The 16513-nt window shown below is 60.3% G+C and carries 19 protein-coding genes and 1 pseudogene; 8 read left to right on the top strand and 12 right to left on the bottom strand.

What is annotated here, in order from left to right:
• Nucleotides 1-33 precede the first annotated feature (33 nt).
• Nucleotides 34-447 carry a protein YgfX gene (locus tag HF027_RS15810; RefSeq protein ID WP_342448737.1) on the bottom strand — a complete coding sequence of 138 codons (414 nt, stop codon included), beginning with the start codon at nt 445-447 and terminating at the stop codon, nt 34-36.
• Nucleotides 407-700 carry an FAD assembly factor SdhE gene (locus tag HF027_RS15620; RefSeq protein ID WP_280730180.1) on the bottom strand — a complete coding sequence of 98 codons (294 nt, stop codon included), beginning with the start codon at nt 698-700 and terminating at the stop codon, nt 407-409. Before HF027_RS15620 ends, HF027_RS15810 begins: the two co-directional genes overlap by 41 nt.
• A gap of 155 nt (nt 701-855) precedes the next feature.
• Between HF027_RS15620 and HF027_RS10850 the strand changes: the two genes are divergently transcribed.
• Genes HF027_RS10850 through lapB form a run of 3 tightly spaced genes read left to right on the top strand, consistent with a single transcriptional unit; the run spans nt 856 to nt 2738 of the window.
• Nucleotides 856-1200, top strand: coding sequence for an integration host factor subunit beta (locus HF027_RS10850; protein ID WP_280730181.1), 345 nt, complete (start codon nt 856-858; stop codon nt 1198-1200).
• Between the two features lie 50 nt (nt 1201-1250).
• On the top strand, nt 1251-1556 hold the full coding sequence (locus HF027_RS10845) for a lipopolysaccharide assembly protein LapA domain-containing protein (protein ID WP_168015578.1): 306 nt from the start codon (nt 1251-1253) through the stop codon (nt 1554-1556).
• A complete protein-coding gene (lapB, locus tag HF027_RS10840; protein ID WP_168015576.1) occupies nt 1557-2738 on the top strand; it encodes a lipopolysaccharide assembly protein LapB in 1182 nt (393 codons plus the stop codon).
• A 1-nt stretch (nt 2739) separates the two neighbouring features.
• On the opposite strand, the gene pyrF is transcribed toward lapB, so the two are convergent.
• Nucleotides 2740-3438: an orotidine-5'-phosphate decarboxylase gene (gene pyrF, locus HF027_RS10835; RefSeq protein ID WP_168015574.1), complete on the bottom strand. Its 699-nt coding sequence runs from the start codon at nt 3436-3438 to the stop codon at nt 2740-2742.
• A 238-nt stretch (nt 3439-3676) separates the two neighbouring features.
• Here pyrF and HF027_RS10830 point away from each other — a divergent pair, with 238 nt between their 5' ends.
• Nucleotides 3677-3952: a ComEA family DNA-binding protein gene (locus HF027_RS10830; protein ID WP_168015572.1), complete on the top strand. Its 276-nt coding sequence runs from the start codon at nt 3677-3679 to the stop codon at nt 3950-3952.
• Between the two features lie 185 nt (nt 3953-4137).
• On the opposite strand, the gene HF027_RS10825 is transcribed toward HF027_RS10830, so the two are convergent.
• Entirely contained in the window at nt 4138-4899 is a 762-nt protein-coding gene (locus tag HF027_RS10825) for an SDR family oxidoreductase (protein WP_168015570.1), read from the bottom strand.
• Nucleotides 4900-5109: 210 nt separating this feature from the next.
• Between HF027_RS10825 and HF027_RS10820 the strand changes: the two genes are divergently transcribed.
• From HF027_RS10820 to HF027_RS10805, 4 genes are all read left to right on the top strand, one after another.
• Nucleotides 5110-5634, top strand: a complete 525-nt coding sequence (locus HF027_RS10820) for an FxsA family protein (protein WP_168015568.1) — start codon at nt 5110-5112, stop codon at nt 5632-5634.
• Nucleotides 5635-5873: 239 nt separating this feature from the next.
• Nucleotides 5874-6167 carry a co-chaperone GroES gene (locus tag HF027_RS10815; protein WP_168015566.1) on the top strand — a complete coding sequence of 98 codons (294 nt, stop codon included), beginning with the start codon at nt 5874-5876 and terminating at the stop codon, nt 6165-6167.
• A 71-nt stretch (nt 6168-6238) separates the two neighbouring features.
• Nucleotides 6239-7888 carry a chaperonin GroEL gene (gene groL, locus HF027_RS10810; protein ID WP_168015564.1) on the top strand — a complete coding sequence of 550 codons (1650 nt, stop codon included), beginning with the start codon at nt 6239-6241 and terminating at the stop codon, nt 7886-7888.
• 227 nt (nt 7889-8115) lie between these two features.
• A complete protein-coding gene (locus tag HF027_RS10805) occupies nt 8116-8859 on the top strand; it encodes an RNA methyltransferase (RefSeq protein ID WP_168015562.1) in 744 nt (247 codons plus the stop codon).
• An 85-nt stretch (nt 8860-8944) separates the two neighbouring features.
• Here the strand turns inward: HF027_RS10805 and HF027_RS10800 are convergent, their stop codons facing one another.
• The 8 genes and pseudogenes from HF027_RS10800 to HF027_RS15500 form a co-directional block, all read right to left on the bottom strand.
• Entirely contained in the window at nt 8945-10306 is a 1362-nt protein-coding gene (locus HF027_RS10800; RefSeq protein ID WP_168015561.1) for a Na+/H+ antiporter family protein, read from the bottom strand.
• Between the two features lie 364 nt (nt 10307-10670).
• On the bottom strand, nt 10671-11621 hold the full coding sequence (locus HF027_RS10795) for a branched-chain amino acid transaminase (RefSeq protein WP_168015560.1): 951 nt from the start codon (nt 11619-11621) through the stop codon (nt 10671-10673).
• Between the two features lie 74 nt (nt 11622-11695).
• Nucleotides 11696-12796 (bottom strand): class II histone deacetylase, encoded by a 1101-nt coding sequence (locus HF027_RS10790; RefSeq protein ID WP_168015682.1) that lies wholly within the window; start codon nt 12794-12796, stop codon nt 11696-11698.
• Nucleotides 12797-12819: 23 nt separating this feature from the next.
• Nucleotides 12820-13761 carry a bifunctional Delta(1)-pyrroline-2-carboxylate/Delta(1)-piperideine-2-carboxylate reductase gene (gene lhpI, locus HF027_RS10785; protein WP_168015559.1) on the bottom strand — a complete coding sequence of 314 codons (942 nt, stop codon included), beginning with the start codon at nt 13759-13761 and terminating at the stop codon, nt 12820-12822.
• Between the two features lies 1 nt (nt 13762).
• Nucleotides 13763-14119, bottom strand: a complete 357-nt coding sequence (locus HF027_RS10780) for a RidA family protein (RefSeq protein ID WP_168015558.1) — start codon at nt 14117-14119, stop codon at nt 13763-13765.
• Between the two features lie 80 nt (nt 14120-14199).
• On the bottom strand, nt 14200-15246 hold the full coding sequence (locus HF027_RS10775; protein WP_168015557.1) for a histone deacetylase family protein: 1047 nt from the start codon (nt 15244-15246) through the stop codon (nt 14200-14202).
• A 32-nt stretch (nt 15247-15278) separates the two neighbouring features.
• Nucleotides 15279-16151, bottom strand: a pseudogene (locus tag HF027_RS10770) (TRAP transporter large permease); the annotation flags it as partial.
• An 86-nt stretch (nt 16152-16237) separates the two neighbouring features.
• Nucleotides 16238-16447: a transposase gene (locus tag HF027_RS15500; protein WP_245184678.1), complete on the bottom strand. Its 210-nt coding sequence runs from the start codon at nt 16445-16447 to the stop codon at nt 16238-16240.
• Between the last annotated feature and the right edge of the window lie 66 nt (nt 16448-16513).

The following is a 16513-nucleotide window of genomic DNA, read 5'->3' as shown; positions in this document are numbered from 1 at the left end:
AGACCGATACCGCTTGAGTATTGATATCAAGCGCTACCGGCTACTCGATTTGCCCGCCAGCAGCAGCCTGCGCAGGGCGCGCCCCTCCTCTCTGCTCAGGCTGTCCGGCCAAAGCCATAGCGGCTCCTTGGCGAGGCGAAGCCCCACAAGCCAAGGACCGAGATACTCACAGCCAAGCGAGCATGGCCGCCACTCGGTGTCATCAGGCCTTTGAACCTGCCACTCGTCACCCGCCTCGCCTTGATCGACAAAACGTAGCCGCCAATGCTCTCTTCGACGGCACGCATGTCGCCATACGACAAGCCCCAGACACAGCGCCGCCGTGGCAGAAAGCCACGGCGGCGCATAGACCATACTGACCAGCAGGACTCCCAGGGCTACCCCTAAATGGAGCCCAAAGGCCAGATTAGAGGGTCCGATACTGATCGTTACCGGTGGTTTCGGCATAATCCACAATCATCTGCACCACACGGCGGCGCTGAGGCTCAAGCGGCCACTCGCGGCGCATCAGCCAGACAAAGAGATCCTGATCTTCCTCGTCAATCAAATCACGATAGGTTTGCTTGTCAGCATCATCCAGCGCATCGAAGCGATGCTCAAGGAAAGGGATCAACAATAAATCGAGCTCCCACATACCACGTCGGGAATGCCAGTAGAGTCGCTTGCGGTCGATCTCGTCGACGGTTTGCTGTTCGTTCAAGGTCAGCCTCGAAACTCTGTTGGAATGTGGGAACAGTATACGCCTGGCACCGCTCGGCGCCATGGGGTCCGAGACTTGGACCGTTTGCAACAAGGATGCATCATGCTAGTTCGTTGTTTTATCTCGGTTTGCACAGTATGCTGAATTAAACAACACTGCCGAGATGTTGCCAACCTGCTGGCACCACTGTACGGAGTAAGTCGATGACCAAATCCGAGCTGATAGAACAGATAGCCATGCGACAGCCCGAGCTGTCGGTTAAAGATGTGGAAGCTGCTGTCCGCATCATCCTCGACGATGTCACCGATGCCTTGTCAGATGGCGGCCGCGTGGAGATACGCGGCTTCGGCAGCTTCTCGTTGCACTATCGTGAGCCCAGAACAGGTCGCAATCCCAAGACCGGCGATCCCGTCGAGCTCGAGGGCAAGTTCGTGCCTCATTTCAAGCCCGGCAAGGAGCTTCGCGAACAGGTCAATGCCAGCCGAGCGCTTGGCTATTAAGATAGCGGCTCGCACACCCGCCACTTGTTGGCTTCACAAAGGACACTACCATGCGTTGGCTTAAAGGCGTTTTCCTGGCAATAATTCTGCTGCTGGTGTTGCTGGTCGGCATCCTGTTTGCCGTCAACAATCAGCAGACCGTGCCGCTGAACCTTATCTGGACGGAGCTTCCGCCCGCGTCCTTGTCACTATGGCTACTGGGCTCCCTGGCGGTCGGTGTACTGCTGGGCATGCTCGCCATGACCGGGGTCTATCTGCGACTTCGCACCCTGCTGACCAGCGCCCAGCGCCACAACCAGCAGCAACGCAAGGAACTCGATCGCCTGCGGATCCAGGAGATCAAGGAAATCGCCTAAATGTATGACCTCCTGCTACTGGCCTTGCTGTTGGCAGCAGTTGCCATTGGCTGGTGGCTAGGCCGACGTGAGCGTCAGGCCACTGACGACCAACCGGGCCAGCACACGCTGTCCCGGGATTACTTCGTGGGGCTCAACTACCTGCTCAATGAGCAGCCCGACCGAGCCATCGAAACCTTCGTGGCGGCACTCGAAGTCAATAGCGATACCATTGAGACCCATATTGCCCTAGGCAACCTCTTTCGCTCACGTGGGGAAGCAGACCGGGCCGTCAAGGTTCATCAGAACCTTCTGGCTCGCCCCACGCTCACACCGGCTCAGGGCAGCCTGGTGCAGATCGAGCTTGCTCGCGATTTCCTCAATCTTGGGCTGCTCGACCGAGCCGAGAAACTCCTCGAAAACCTGATCCACGAGAGCAGTGACGATAGCCAACGCCAGCAGGCCAAGCTTCTGCTGGTCGACCTTCTGGAACGCGAGAAAGAATGGCAGGCTGCCCTCGACGTCTCTCAACCCGGATTGATACGGCAATACGACAATATTAAGCGGGCGGCCGCGCACTGGCTTTGCGAGCTTGCCGAACGAGATCTCGACTCTGCCAGCCCGTCTCTCGCCCGCAAGAAGCTGCGCCAGGCACTCAACGTAGACCATCATTGCATCAGAGCCACCCTCTTACTGGCTCGCATGGAACACGACACGGGCCACTACAAGGCCGAACTCAAACTGCTAAAACGCATCCCCGGCCAGGATCCTGGCAGTGCTGCTCTTATTCTTGAGCCGCTGCGAGATGCATACCGACTACTGAACGACGAGGAAGGCTTAGAAAAGGCACTCAAGGAGATGAATGAGAAGGTGCCCATGACGGCCACTGTCATCATGCTCGCCGAATCCGTGCAACGTCGAGCAGGTCACCTTGAAGCCGCCGAGCTGCTTCAAGAAGAGATGACGCGCACGCCCAGTTTACGTGGGCTCGATTACCTGATTCACCTCTATCAACAGAATGCGAGCTCTGAGGAGCAACGCGTCCTCGCGCCTCTCAATGAGCATACTCGCGCCCTGCTCGACGCACGCCCCCGTTTTCGCTGTGGGCAATGCGGCTTCTCAGGAACCGAGTTGCATTGGCAATGCCCCAGCTGCCGCCAGTGGGGCACTACACGACCCGTGATGGGCCGGAAAAGTGATTAGCCTAGTCTGAGAGCTCGCTCTCGATAGACGCAAGCGCTGCCATGGGATCCGCCGCCTGAGTCACTGGCCTTCCCACGACCAGATGAGTACTGCCAGCAGACATGGCATCGCCGGGTGTCAGCACCCGGCGCTGGTCGTCCGCCAGCGCCGAAGCTGGGCGAATGCCCGGTGTCACTTTCAGGAAGCCTTCACCGCACAGATCGCGAAGCACCCGAGCTTCCTGCGCCGAGCAGACGACACCATCCATGCCGCTGTCTTTGGCAAGACTCGCCAACCGAGAGACCTGCTCGGCCGGTGACCCCGAGAGACCAACCTCGGCCAAGTCGCCCTCGCTCATACTGGTGAGTACGGTCACCGCAATCAGATGTGTCGACAGTGACTGGCGATCCAGACGCTCTCGAGCTGCCTCCATCATGCGTCGCCCACCACTTGCATGGACGTTGACCATCCACACGCCCTGCTCGGCTGCCGCCTGCACCGCACCGGCAACGGTATGGGGAATATCATGGAACTTGAGATCCAGAAACACCTCAAAACCGCGACCGTGCAGGGCTTCTATAACATCCGGCCCACTGCGGGTGAAAAGCTCCTTGCCGACCTTGACGCGGCACCTAGCCGGATCGAGCTGATCGGCCATGCACAGGGCGGCATCCAGAGAGGGGTAATCGAGGGCAATGATCAGCGGGGACGTGGATGACATTGGGCGGGGCACTCCGGGCAGCAAGAATTCGCGCGCAGTATACCAGCCAGACATTATCTGCAGGGCCTTTCACGTAGACGGCAGACATGGTTTAAGGCGCTTGGCACCAGAGGCATAGATATCAGAAGTCTCTCACCTATAGAGTCGGCAATCACTGACAGCCCCCGTCCAGAGGAATGGCTAGGCTTGATCGGGACACATGGAGTGTCGATCAACACAGACAGAGGAGAAATCGCCCATGCAACGTCTCAGCCAGATCATTGTCCTTTCCTGCCTGCTCATCGCCACTCTGCCGGTCCTCGCTCAGGACACCTCGACTCAATCCCCCATTAACATCAATACGGCAAGCGCCGAGCAACTGGAAACACTTCCCGGCATCGGCTCCGCACGCGCTGAAGATATCGTCGCCGACCGTGAAGCTAACGGCGACTACAGCAGTGCCGATGAGCTCATGCGCATAAACGGCATCGGAGAAGCCACGGTCAACGGCATGCGTGATCACCTAACCTTCTAACGCTTTCATTCACGCGCTTGAACAGGCCTTTTCGAAGGACACAGCGCCAGAAAGCTTCAAAAGCACTCCCCATCAATCTCTTGCCATCATAGGCAGAACGTCGGGCGTCAGCCCGGCGTTCTGTCAGCCTACGTGCAAGGTTACTTCTGTTGCCTTTGACTTCACATCACATCACTTCGTCGATACTAGACACGCAAGCCTGCGTCACACTCGATGACCCGCCCACTGAAGTAGTCATTGGCAAATATATAGGCCACGCTGTGGGCAATATCCTCCGGCAGCCCAAGCTTACCCAGCGGAATGCCCTTGGTGATCTTTTTAAGAACATCCGGACGGATAGAGGCGGTCATCTCGGTTTCAATGAAACCCGGCGCCACCGCACCAACGCGTATGCCATAGCGAGCCAGTTCCTTGGCCCAGGTCACGGTCAGCGACGCCACGCCGGCCTTGGCCGCCGAATAGTTGCTCTGTCCCATGTTGCCGGCCCGCGAGATGCTCGAGATATTGACGATGACCCCGCTCACGCCGGCCTCGACCATCCGATAGGCCGCTTCCTGACCACACAGAAAGACCCCGGTCAGGTTGACGTCGATGACCTGCTGCCACTGCTTGAGGTTCAGCCCCTTCTCGACCCGGCCATCCTTGACCTTGATCAGCAGCCCATCCCGCGTGACACCGGCATTGTTGACCAACCCATCGAGGGAGCCCATGTCGGCCACGACGGCCGCAAAGGTCTCGCTGACCGCGTCCTCCTGAGCGACGTCGAGCTCATAGGCTCTCGCTTCGATGCCCAGGCTCAGCAACGCATTGACGGCCTCGTCCAGGGCGTCACGCTCCAGATCCAGAAGCGCCAGGCGCGCGCCCTGCTGGCCAAGATGCCGCGCCATGGCAAAGCCCAAACCGCGAGCCCCACCGGTAATAGCAATCACCGCGCCTTTCATCTGCATATCGACTCCCCTTGCGTGACCCAAGTTGATGCATCGCTATTGTGCAGCGCAACATCACCAATCTAGCATGCTTTTTACCTCTGCGCTCAATCCGCTCTCACCGCCCTCTCACCAGCTAATGACCCCAGAACATAGGCGTGCTAGCTAAACATGCCTTGAAAAAGATCATGCCGCCGCCATTATTTATCCGTTACCGAACACGGAGTCATCATGCCACTGCTTTTGTTTTTCAGTCTTTTTGCCCTTCTCGATTTCGTCATCCTGTTTGCTGTTGGCAGTGAGGTCGGCCTGTTGACCACCCTGCTGCTGGTGCTCGCCACCGGCTTCATCGGCCTACACCTGATACGTCGTGAAGGCACAGCCACACTGGCTCGCGCCCAGCAGCGCTTTGCTCAGGGCGAGATTCCCTCCAGTGAACTCATGACCGGTGCCGCCCTTATCTTCGGCGGGGCATTGCTGATGGCACCCGGTTTCTTGTCTGACGGCCTCGGCATGATGTGTCTGATACCCAATGCCCGGCGACTGCTCGGCAAGTTGCTGGCCCGCATTGGCCTCAAAGGCAAGGTCATGGGCGGGACATGGAGCGCCAGCTCACGAGGCGTACCACCTGATGGCTGGGAGGAAGCCAGTGGTTCACGTCGGGAAACACCGCATGATGAGGACACCTCTCGTGACTCAGACACACAGACACCTCTGGAGGGGGAGTTCATCTCTCGGGATGAGCCCCGACGCTGAGCCACATCAATGGCCTGAGTATAATTTTTTATCCATGAGCCCTTGAAAGGCCACCGCCAGCCCCCACTCATGGCGTAGTGCTGAGAGGTATGAGCAGCACCCTGTTTCGGCGGCCGAGCCAAGGCCCGACCGCCATCGACACAGAAGGTGCAAGCCTTCGCTTCGAACCAAGGTTCGAAGGTGATATCGACCCGCCAGAGCACGTCTCTGGCACCGTAAACTTCAGGAGAACGTGAGCAATGAACATCCGTCCCTTGCACGATCGCGTCATCGTCCGTCGCGTGGAAGAAGAACAGAAAACTGCTGGCGGTATCGTGCTTCCGGGCAGCGCCCAGGAAAAGCCAACGCGTGGTGAAATCATTGCCGTCGGTAATGGCCGGATTCTCGACAATGGCGAAGTCCGCGCACTGGACGTCAAGGTAGGCGACACCGTTATCTTCAAGGATGGCTTCGGCGTCGAGAAAGAAAAGGTCGACGGTGAAGAAGTCCTCATCATGAGCGAGAGCGACATTCTCGCCGTGGTAGAAAGCTAACTTCTGCGCGCAGACACTTTCTCGTAAGCACTTGCTCAAGTTTCACGAACATCAAGTAGGAAGATCCGACAATGGCAGCGAAACAGGTTAAGTTCTCCGACGACGCCCGCAAGAAAATGTCTCGTGGCGTTGACATTCTCGCCAACGCCGTCAAGGCGACACTGGGCCCGAAAGGCCGCAATGTCGTACTCGAGAAGTCCTACGGCGCACCGACCGTCACCAAGGACGGCGTATCCGTCGCCAAGGAAATCGAACTGAAAGACCGGTTCGAAAACATGGGCGCACAGATGGTCAAGGAAGTTGCTTCCAAGACCTCTGACGTGGCTGGTGATGGCACCACTACCGCTACCGTGCTGGCTCAGTCCATCGTCACCGAAGGCATGAAAGGCGTAACCGCCGGCATGAACCCGATGGACCTGAAGCGCGGCATCGACCAGGCCGTGACAGAAGCCGTCAAGCAGGTACGTGAGTTGTCCGTGCCCTGCACCGAGCCGAAGTCCATCGCGCAGGTCGGCACCATCTCGGCCAATGGCGACGCCAATATCGGTGCGATCATCGCCGATGCCATGCAGAAGGTTGGCAAGGAAGGTGTCATCACCGTTGATGAAGGTCGTGGCCTAGAAGACGAGCTGGAAGTGGTCGAAGGCATGCAGTTCGACCGCGGCTATCTCTCGCCGTACTTCGTGACCAACCAAGAAGCCATGGCAGTGGAACTGGAAGACCCGTACCTGCTGCTGGTCGACAAGAAGATCTCCAATATTCGCGAGCTTCTGCCGACCCTCGAGGCCGTCGCGAAAGCCGGCAAGCCGCTGGCGATCATCGCCGAAGATATCGAAGGCGAAGCGCTGGCAACGCTGGTGGTCAACACCATGCGCGGCATCGTCAAGGTCGCCGCCGCCAAGGCGCCCGGCTTCGGTGACCGTCGCAAGGCCATGTTGCAGGACATCGCCATCCTGACCAACGCCACCGTGATCTCCGAAGAAGTCGGTCTGAGCCTTGAGCAAGCCAACCTGGATCACCTGGGTAGCGCCAAGCGCATCACCATGTCCAAGGAAAGCACCACCATCATCGATGGTTCCGGACAAGAGGCCGACATTGAGGCGCGTGTGGGTCAGATCCGTGCTCAGATCGAGGAATCCTCTTCCGACTACGACCGCGAGAAGCTTCAAGAGCGTGTCGCCAAGCTGGCCGGCGGTGTCGCCGTGATCCGCGTCGGTGCCGCGACTGAAGTGGAGATGAAAGAGAAGAAAGCGCGCGTCGAAGACGCCCTGCACTCCACTCGTGCCGCCGTCGAAGAAGGCGTAGTGCCAGGTGGCGGTACCGCACTGGTTCGCGTTCTGACCATGATGCAGGAACTCAAGGGTGACAACGAAGACCAGACGCACGGCATCAAGATCGCCCTGCGTGCCATGGAAGCGCCGCTGCGTCAGATCGTCACCAATGCGGGTCAGGAAGCGTCCGTGATTCTGAACCGTGTCAAGGAAGGCGAAGGCAACTTCGGCTACAACGCTCAGACCGGCGAATTCGGTGACCTGTTCGAAATGGGCGTGCTGGACCCGGCCAAAGTGACGCGCAGCGCGCTGCAGTCTGCGGGTTCCATCGCCGGTCTCATGATCACCACCGAGTGCATGATTGCCGACGACCCGGAAGAGCAAGAGTCCGGCGGTGCCTCCGATATGGGTGGCATGGGCGGTATGGGTGGCATGGGCGGCATGATGTAAGCCAGCCCCTGTGCTCAGATCAGGCCTTGTCTCGCGCAAGGCCTGATACCCGAGCCCTTGAATACAAGCCCCATTGGCTAATGCCGATGGGGCTTTTTTGTGACTGTCCGCTTTCCCCTCTGGTTCTGACCGGTCTCGGCCAACACTCCATTCAATGGCACGAGGCAGGCATCAGCGCGCCGGCTCGCGTAAACTGGGTATCCCATTTTCCCAACACCAGAACCGCGATGCTTTCCAACGTTCGAATCATCCTCGTCCAGACCTTCCACCCCGGTAACATCGGACAGGCGGCCCGCGCCATGAAGACCATGGGGCTTACCGACCTGGTGCTGGTCAACCCGCGCTGTTTTCCCGACCCGGAAGCCACCCGTCTCGCCGCTGGAGCCGAGGATCTGGTTGATTCGGCCCGAGTGGTGGGAAGTCTCAAGGAGGCTGTCGGCGACTGCGTCCAAGTGGTAGGTGCAAGCGCCCGACTGCGTAGCCTGCCGCTACCTCATTTCGATGAGCCGGACGAGATGGCCAAGGAGCTCACCGAGCATGCCGCCGACGCACCCGTCGCGATCGTTTTCGGTCGCGAGCGCTCGGGGCTGACCAATGACGAAATTGGCCACTGCACTCATCAGGTCAGCATTCCGGCCAACCCCGACTACGGTATTCTCAATCTCGCCCAGGCAGTGCAGGTACTGGCCTACGAAGTCAATCGCACCTGGCGACGCCGGCCGGAAAGCGGCTACCACCCCACAAGGCCGTCTGGCGAAAAGCTGCCTAGTCGTGACCAACTCGACCACTTCCACGAGCATCTCGGCCGCGTCATGAAGGCCAGTGGCTTCCTGACTCAACCCCATGCGCGTACCGAAACCCAACTGCAGGCGCTGTTCGCTCGCGCCCAGCCTACCCGCCGCGAACTGTCGCTGTTGCGTGGCCTGCTGAGTGCGTTGGAACCCGAAGAACGTACCTCGGGCACCGATTAGACGCTTTCAGGCTTACCAAAAAGTAACGGCGGCCTGCGGGCCGCCGTTACTTTTCTTTGTTAACAGCTGACTCATCGTTCACTAGCTAGAGGCTCATCGCAGCCAGCCAGCCGAAGGCAATCAGCGGAATGTTGTAGTGCAGGAAGGTCGGTACCACGCTGTCCCAGATGTGGTCGTGCTGGCGGTCGACATTGAGACCCGAGGTTGGTCCGAGGGTCGAATCTGACGCCGGCGAGCCAGCATCCCCCAGCGCGGCAGCGGTGCCGACGAGCGCAACGGTAGCCAGGTCGGAAAAGCCGAATTGCACGGCCAGGGGCACAAAGATGGTCGCGATAATCGGAATCGTGGAGAAAGAAGAACCGATTCCCAGGGTAATAAAGAGTCCTACCACCAGCATCAACAGCGCCGCCAGCCCTTTATTATCACCGATCATGTCGAAAGAGCTCTGCACCAGGCTATCGACATCACCGGTCGCCTCCATCACGGCGGCAAAACCCGAGGCAGAGATCATGATGAAACCGATAAGTGCCATCATGCGCATGCCACTGGTGAATAGGTCATCGGCCTCGCGCCATTTGAAGATGCCGCCCACAGAGAGCAGGGCAAAGCCGACCAGCCCGCCCAGCACCATCGATCCACTATAGAGCTGAATCGCCAGGGCCGAGAGAATCGCCACCACCGACATCACCAGTCCAGTGGTGCTGGCCGCAGGTGCACTGTCGTTGCCGTGGGACGGATAGTGGGGCTGCTGGCTGGTGACCAGTTCACTGTCGGCATAGTCCCTGGGCTTGCGGTAACTGAAAGCGATAGCCACTACCAGACCCAGCGCCATACCCGCCACTGGCACTCCCATGGCCAATGGCACCATGCCGCGAGAGACCTCAAGGCCCAGCGCTTCGCCGGCACTGTTGATATTGGCAAGCAGTATGTCATTGAGAAATATGGCCCCGAACCCTACCGGCAACAGCATATAGGGGGCAGTGAGACCAAAGGTCAGCGCACAGGCTACTGCGCGGCGGTCCAGACGCAGCTGGTTCATGACCTTGAGCAGCGGTGGAATCAGAATCGGAATAAAGGCGATATGCACCGGAATCAGGTTCTGCGACGACACCGCCACCAGTAGCACCGACCCCAGCAGCATGTACTTGACTGCCTGCTGACGACGCTGGGTGGCGTCCTGCCCCAGCAAGCGAATCAACTTCTGCGCCAGCAGATCCGGTAGCCCCGAGCGGGAAATTGCCACCGCAAACGCCCCCAGCGTGGCATAGGCAAGCGCCACCTTGGCGCCACCACCTACTCCATCGTTGAAGGCCGCCAAGGTGGCATCGAGGGATAACCCACCTACCAACCCACCAACCAGCGCGCCTACCACCAGCGCGAAGACCACCGATACCCGGGCCAGGGACAGGCCCACCATAACGAGTACTGCCAGAATTACCGCATTCATGCCTTATCTTCCATCGAATGATATGTATCAGGACGCGAAAGGCGGCGATTCTAGCAGAAAAGAGCATGATGCGGAGTGGATCATCAGGGTTCAGGCTGGCAAGGCCGTCATCATAATGTCACCACATGGTTAATAAATTGTCACAAAACGTGTTCATGCTCTATAGTGAGTGGCAAGGGAGTTCGACAGGCCGTCGACATCCCAGGCCACCAAGACAAGGGACACTGTCGACAAGACGCCAGGGACGCGACGGCACAGGGTGTGCCATAGGGAAAGGCAGAACGCCATGACACCCGGAGGGTGTCCAGGGAGGTCAGCATACCGCCATGGAGCGACACCGCTCCATGGCGTTTTTGTTGCTGATTCAGGCCGGCGTCAGCCACCCACGGTAGGCGACGAGATCTTCTCCCAGGTCACCTCGGGTGACGCGATGATAGAGGGCCTGAAGCGAAGCGGTGAGCGAATCCGGAGAGATCTCACGCCCGCCCGGCCCGATACGCCGCCCATCAAGCTCGCGCAGGGGCAACAGCTCGGCGGCGGTGCCGGTCAGGAAGGCCTCGTCGGCGGTATAAAGCTCGTCGCGGGTGATGCGCCGCTCCTGTACTTCAAGCCCCAGCACCTCGCGAGCCAGCCGGATCACGCTGTCTCGGGTAATGCCCTGCAGGCAGGAGGTGATCTCCGGGGTATGCAACACGCCATCGCGCAGCAGAAAGACATTGGCCGCCGAAGCCTCGGCCACATAGCCTTCCGGGTCGAGCATAAGGGTCTCGTCGAATCCCGCCTTGATCGCCGTGTTCAGCGCCAGCATCGAATTGACATAATGACCGTTGGTCTTGGCCCGACACAGGCTGATGTTGACGTGATGGCGCGCCCAGGACGAGGTCAGAGCGCGCAGTCCTTCCCGGGACGCCGTAGCCGAGACATAGTCGCCCAGGTCCCAGGCCGCCACCATCACGTTGGTGGTCAGGCCCTTGGCCCGCAGCCCCAAGCCCTCGGCGCCAAAATAGACAGTGGGTTTCAGGTAGGCGTTAGTCAGGCCATTGCGTGCCAGGCACTCACGTTGCGCAGCAATCAGTTGATCGGCACTGAAAGGTAACGGTATATCCAGGGAATGGGCACTATCGCACAGTCGACGCGTATGCTCGGCCACCCGAAAGAGATGCGTGCCGTTCGGACCGGCATAGGCCCGCACGCCTTCGAAGCATCCCATGCCGTAATGCAGGGTGTGGGTCAGCAGATGGGTGGTGGCGTCGCGCCACGCCAGCCATTCACCGTTATGCCAGATGAAACCGTCCCGATCATACAATGGCGTCATGGCCTTCCTCTCAGAATCAGTCTTCGAAATGGGTCGAGGACAAGGCATCCGCGACCGAACATGCCGCTACGCCTTCACGTCTCGCGCCAGTCGCGTACCCAACCATCGATCAGGTCGCGCTGATGCGGCTGCAGGTCCTGATACGCCCAGGCAGCAATCTCCGCGTCCTGGGGGTCGGGCACCTTGATCGCGCTATCGGCCAGGGTCGCGATCACCGCATGACCGCACAGCGGCACATAGCCCTCGCTATAGCCCCCCTCGTGAATCATCACCAGCCGTCCTTCACAAACTCGTTCTGACAGCGCCTTGATCTGCGCGGTCATGTCGGCGAAGGCACTGCTGTTGAGCAACATCTTACCCAAGGGGTCCTTGGCGCAGGCATCATAGCCACAGGCGATCACGATCATCTGAGGGGCAAGTGCCTCAAGGGCCGGCACGATCAACTGCTCGAATGCATAGCGATAGGCACCGATCCCGGCACCCGGCGGCATCGGCAGATTGAGGTTGGCGCCCTGCCCTGCCCCGCGCCCACGCTCCTCGACGAAGCCGCTATCCAGCGGAAAATTGCCGGCCTGATGAACCGAGACCGTGAACACCTCGGGATCGTCATAGAAGGCATCCTGCTGGCCGTTGCCGTGATGCACATCCCAATCGAGGATCGCCACCCGCCCGATATGCCCCAAGGCGCGCGCCCGCTTCACCGCCACGGGGATGTTACCGAGCAGACAGAATCCGCGACCACGCCCCGATTCGGCGTGATGGCCGGGCGGCCGGCACAGCGCATAGGCGTTGCGCAAGCGCCCGCACGCCACTGCATCGACGGCCGCCACCGCGAGACCCGCGGACTGATAGGCCGCTGCCTCGCTGCCCGGGCCAAAGGGAGCACAATCACCCGCATCACCGCCGCCGGCCTGCTCTCCCGCCGCCAGGGCATCCAGGTAAGCCGCGGTATGAAAGCGCTCAAGGTCGACACGGCTCGCCGGTGCGGGCTTCTCGACCACAAGCTCGTCGATCAGTCCCGACACCTCCAGAAGGTTCTTGAGACGACGCTTGCTCTCCGCGCTTTCAGACGCCGGCTGGGGCTGCAGGAACGCCCCGGGGGAGGAGAAGACGCCGATCGCACCCGGGTCATGCCAGAAGCAGCGTTCATGCCAGAAGAAGCCGGTCTGCTCCAAGGATGAGGCCGATGGCAGGCTGCTCATGCCGCCCCCTCGAGTTGCTCCCACACCTCGATGGCGGCGGCCAGGTCCTCGAGCGACGCCCCGACCGACTTGAAGACGGTGATGGCCTCGTCGCTCGATCGCCCACTACGTTCGCCGCGCAGCAACTCGGCGAGATCGGCACGAATCTGCTCGAAGGCGAAAGCCTCTTCCTCAATGGCCTGATGGATATCGCCGGCCTCGCCCTGAGCACCGGCATAGGTATCGACGAACACCTCACCTCGACGGAGGCACTCGCCGTCACTCTCGCGCATGCTGTGGCGGAAGGCACCAACCAAGTCCAGGTGTGCGCCGGGCTTGAGCCAGGCCCCTTTCACCAGTGCCTTTGTCGAAAGTGTCGCACAGCTGACGATGTCGGCCTGCCCTACCGCCGCTTCCAGATCCTCGACCGCCTCAATATCGAAGCGGTCGGCATAGGCACGGGCAAGGGTCTCGGCCTTCTCCCGCTTTCGCCCCCAGACCCTGACGCGTTTGATCGGGCGCACGGCAGCGTGAGCTTCGATCAGCATCGGCGCCAGCTTGCCGGTGCCGACGATCAACAACGTCTCGGCGTCTTCACGGGCCAGTTCGCCTGCCGCCAAGGCCGAAGCTGCCGCGGTGCGACGACGCGTCAGCTCACTGCCTTCCATGCACGCAAGTGGCCGGCCATGTCGGCCCTCGCTGAGAAAATAGACGCCAGCAATTGCCGGCAGCCCCTGATCGGCGTTTTGCGGGAAGACATTGACCATCTTCACACCGATATAACCGGCGGGCTCCCAGGCCGGCATCAGCAGCATGGTGGCCTCACCGTCCGGGCGATGCATGGCGTGATGATGGCGTGGCGGTGACTCGACACCCTCGCGAAAGACCGCGCCCAGACGCTGGATCAGCGATTCCCAGGGCAGGCCACGTGCTACCTCCTCGCTGGTGATCATTCGCATATCAGGCTCCCGGAAGCGCCGCCACCACCATGATTTCGACCTTCCACTCGGGCTTGGCCAGCTTGGCCTCTACCGCCGCACGCACCGGCGGGCGGCCAGGCACCACCCAGGCGTCCCAGGCCTCATTCATCACCGCGAACTCGTCCATGCTGGTCACCCAGATCTGGGCCGAGATCAACTGATGCTTGGATGTCCCGGCCTGCTCAAGCAGGCTATCGATGCGCGCCAGCACCTGCTCGGTCTGGCCCTTCATATCGGCGCTGGCATCACTTGGCACCTGTCCGGCCAGATAGACGGTCTGGTTGTGCACGGCAACCTGGCTCATGCGGGCGTTGCTGTCTTGATAGGTGACGGTCATGGCAATGTCCTTTGGTGAATAGATGGCTGGATTCGGCCATCGAGTTTCGATCAGTCAGCGTAAAAATAAGGGCCGCGGCGTCAGTCGGCGTGAATGCCCTTGCGAAAACCCGCGAGAAAGGCCGCCAGATTGGCACCGAGGGCGTCAGTTGGGTAACCACCTTCCTGAATCAGCACTACCGGCACTGCAAGCTTTCTCAGGCGTGCACCGACCCGGCGAAAATCCTCGGTCTCAAGCGAAAGTCCGGCTAGCGGATCATCCTTGTGCGCATCGAGACCCAGCGCGACCACTATGGCCTCGGGAGCGAAGTCATCAAGGCGGACGAGCAACTCATCAAGCGCAGCCATGAATGTATTCCCATCACTACCCAGTGGTAGTGGCAGATTGACGTTCGCCCCCTGCCCTTCGCCGCTGCCGGTTTCATCGGCACCGCCCCAGTAAAACGGATAAAACGCATCAGTATCAGCATGCACCGACCCGGTCCAGACATCGCCACGGGCATAGAAAATATCCTGGGTACCATTGCCGTGATGAAGATCGACATCGACGATGGCCACCCGATCATAGCGTTCGCGCAGAATCGTTGCCGCCAGTGCCGAATTATTGAGGAAGCAGAACCCTCCCGCCCGTTCCGGCCCGGCATGATGGCCTGGCGGCCGACACAGTGCATAGGCGCTCATCTCGCCTTCGCAGACGCGCATTGCGGCGGCCTCGGCACTAGCCGCGCTGGCCAGGATGCCGGCGAAACTGTCGGCGCCAATCGGACAAGCCATGTCATGCAGATGCCAGCCCGCCTGGCCGACGGGGTGACTCGGGTACTGATACCCGCCGCCACAGGGGTGAACATTGGGCGCCACCAGAGCAGACGCCCCCGGCATCGCCTGCCAGCGACCATGGATGGTTTCCAGGAATTCGAGATAGCGCGGCGTATGAATGCGCGCCAGGCGCTCGCGCAGACGCGGTGAATCTAGCGTTTCGGGCGTATCGAGATGAAGGCCCAGCTCGGCGATGGCCTCGGCGAGACGCTCGGCCCGCTCGGGACGCTCCGGTGACGGGGCCGGCTGGCCACGCAGCAGGAACGTCTCCGGGGCGTGGCGATTCTGGGCAGGGGAATAGAAGAGTTTCATCAGGCTAGTCCAGAAGGCTCAATCAAGGAGACTTAATCAAGGAGGCTGGGAATCCAGGTCGACAGCGCTGGGAAGGCGGCCAGCAACAGGATGACGGCCAGGAAGGAAAAATAGAACGGCAGCGAGGCGATGATCGCCCGTTCATAGGGCACCTGGGCAATGCGCGCCGCTGTCATTAGCGTCATGCCCACGGGAGGGGTCACATTGGAGATATTCAGCACCACAATCATCAGGATCGCGAAATGCAGCGGATCGAAGCCGAGCTGAATCATCGCCGGCACGATCACCGGGGCCACCACCACCAATGCCGGTAGCACATCCATCACCGTACCGATGATGATCAGCAAAAGGCACACCATCATGAGCTGCACGAAGGCGACATCACTGAAGGTCGTGATGATCGAGGCCGCATCCCGGGCGACCCCTGAGCGTGTCACGAACCAACCGAGCACCGCCGAGGTCGCCAGCAGAAAGAACACCACCCCGGAGAAGCGAACCGTGACCAGCAGCGAATGCCAGATCTTGGCGAGTGTCAGGCTGCGATAGACCAATGTCCCGATCAGTATCGCGTAGACCGCCGCGAACCCCGAGGCCTCGGTGATGGTCGTCAGCCCCGAGAGAATCCCACCCAGTATGATCAGCGGCACCACCATGGCCGGAAGCGCCGCCAGAAAGGCGAAAATCGCCGCCTTGAAGGGCGTCGGTGCCTGCTTCGGATAACCGCGCTTCCAGGCAAGAATCATGCTGGTCACCAGCAGGGCTCCGGCCAACAGAATACCCGGGAGGATACCGCCGGCGAACAGGTCGATCACCGAGATATCACGCAGCAAGGTGGCATACACCACCATCACGACACTCGGCGGAATGATCGGGCCAATGATCGACGAGCAGGCACTGACACTCCCCGCCCGCCGCGCTTCGCGCTTTGGGCGAGGGTTCTTGGGTCACCCCGAGAACCTTCCTGCTTCAACACGCCTTCACTAGATAGCGGCTACGCCGCTATCCCCGATCCAGTCGCTCCACAGGCTATCCCCGCCAGCCCGGCGGTTTTTATATTCTTTGCCGCGTTAATGTCCCGATCTATCGGCTCGCCACAGCCGTCGCAGTGCCAATGGCGCTGGGCAAGCGGGAGCTTTTCGCGGTTCTTCGACGTTTCATGTGGATTTGGCCTGATCCAGCAGGCGGCCCACGGGGCTACCAATCAGGTAGATCATGGCGATGAAGTTGGCCTCGTTCCGGTAGCCGCGTGCGCGTGACCTGGCCGCCT

The sequence above is a fragment of the Halomonas salinarum genome (assembly GCF_012062845.1).
In the GTDB taxonomy this organism is placed as follows: domain Bacteria; phylum Pseudomonadota; class Gammaproteobacteria; order Pseudomonadales; family Halomonadaceae; genus Onishia; species Onishia salinarum.
This window is presented reverse-complemented; position numbering and strand designations above follow the sequence as displayed.

What these genes read in the sequence shown, in the direction of transcription:
- HF027_RS15810 (WP_342448737.1), bottom strand. Translation starts at nt 447, where the DNA reads ATGCCGAAACCACCGGTAACGATCAGTATCGGACCCTCTAATCTGGCC.
- HF027_RS10845 (WP_168015578.1), top strand. Translation starts at nt 1,251, where the DNA reads ATGCGTTGGCTTAAAGGCGTTTTCCTGGCAATAATTCTGCTGCTGGTG.
- lapB (WP_168015576.1), top strand. Translation starts at nt 1,557, where the DNA reads ATGTATGACCTCCTGCTACTGGCCTTGCTGTTGGCAGCAGTTGCCATT.
- pyrF (WP_168015574.1), bottom strand. Translation starts at nt 3,438, where the DNA reads ATGTCATCCACGTCCCCGCTGATCATTGCCCTCGATTACCCCTCTCTG.
- HF027_RS10830 (WP_168015572.1), top strand. Translation starts at nt 3,677, where the DNA reads ATGCAACGTCTCAGCCAGATCATTGTCCTTTCCTGCCTGCTCATCGCC.
- HF027_RS10825 (WP_168015570.1), bottom strand. Translation starts at nt 4,899, where the DNA reads ATGCAGATGAAAGGCGCGGTGATTGCTATTACCGGTGGGGCTCGCGGT.
- HF027_RS10820 (WP_168015568.1), top strand. Translation starts at nt 5,110, where the DNA reads ATGCCACTGCTTTTGTTTTTCAGTCTTTTTGCCCTTCTCGATTTCGTC.
- HF027_RS10815 (WP_168015566.1), top strand. Translation starts at nt 5,874, where the DNA reads ATGAACATCCGTCCCTTGCACGATCGCGTCATCGTCCGTCGCGTGGAA.
- groL (WP_168015564.1), top strand. Translation starts at nt 6,239, where the DNA reads ATGGCAGCGAAACAGGTTAAGTTCTCCGACGACGCCCGCAAGAAAATG.
- HF027_RS10805 (WP_168015562.1), top strand. Translation starts at nt 8,116, where the DNA reads ATGCTTTCCAACGTTCGAATCATCCTCGTCCAGACCTTCCACCCCGGT.
- HF027_RS10800 (WP_168015561.1), bottom strand. Translation starts at nt 10,306, where the DNA reads ATGAATGCGGTAATTCTGGCAGTACTCGTTATGGTGGGCCTGTCCCTG.
- HF027_RS10795 (WP_168015560.1), bottom strand. Translation starts at nt 11,621, where the DNA reads ATGACGCCATTGTATGATCGGGACGGTTTCATCTGGCATAACGGTGAA.
- lhpI (WP_168015559.1), bottom strand. Translation starts at nt 13,761, where the DNA reads ATGCGAATGATCACCAGCGAGGAGGTAGCACGTGGCCTGCCCTGGGAA.
- HF027_RS10780 (WP_168015558.1), bottom strand. Translation starts at nt 14,119, where the DNA reads ATGACCGTCACCTATCAAGACAGCAACGCCCGCATGAGCCAGGTTGCC.
- HF027_RS10775 (WP_168015557.1), bottom strand. Translation starts at nt 15,246, where the DNA reads ATGAAACTCTTCTATTCCCCTGCCCAGAATCGCCACGCCCCGGAGACG.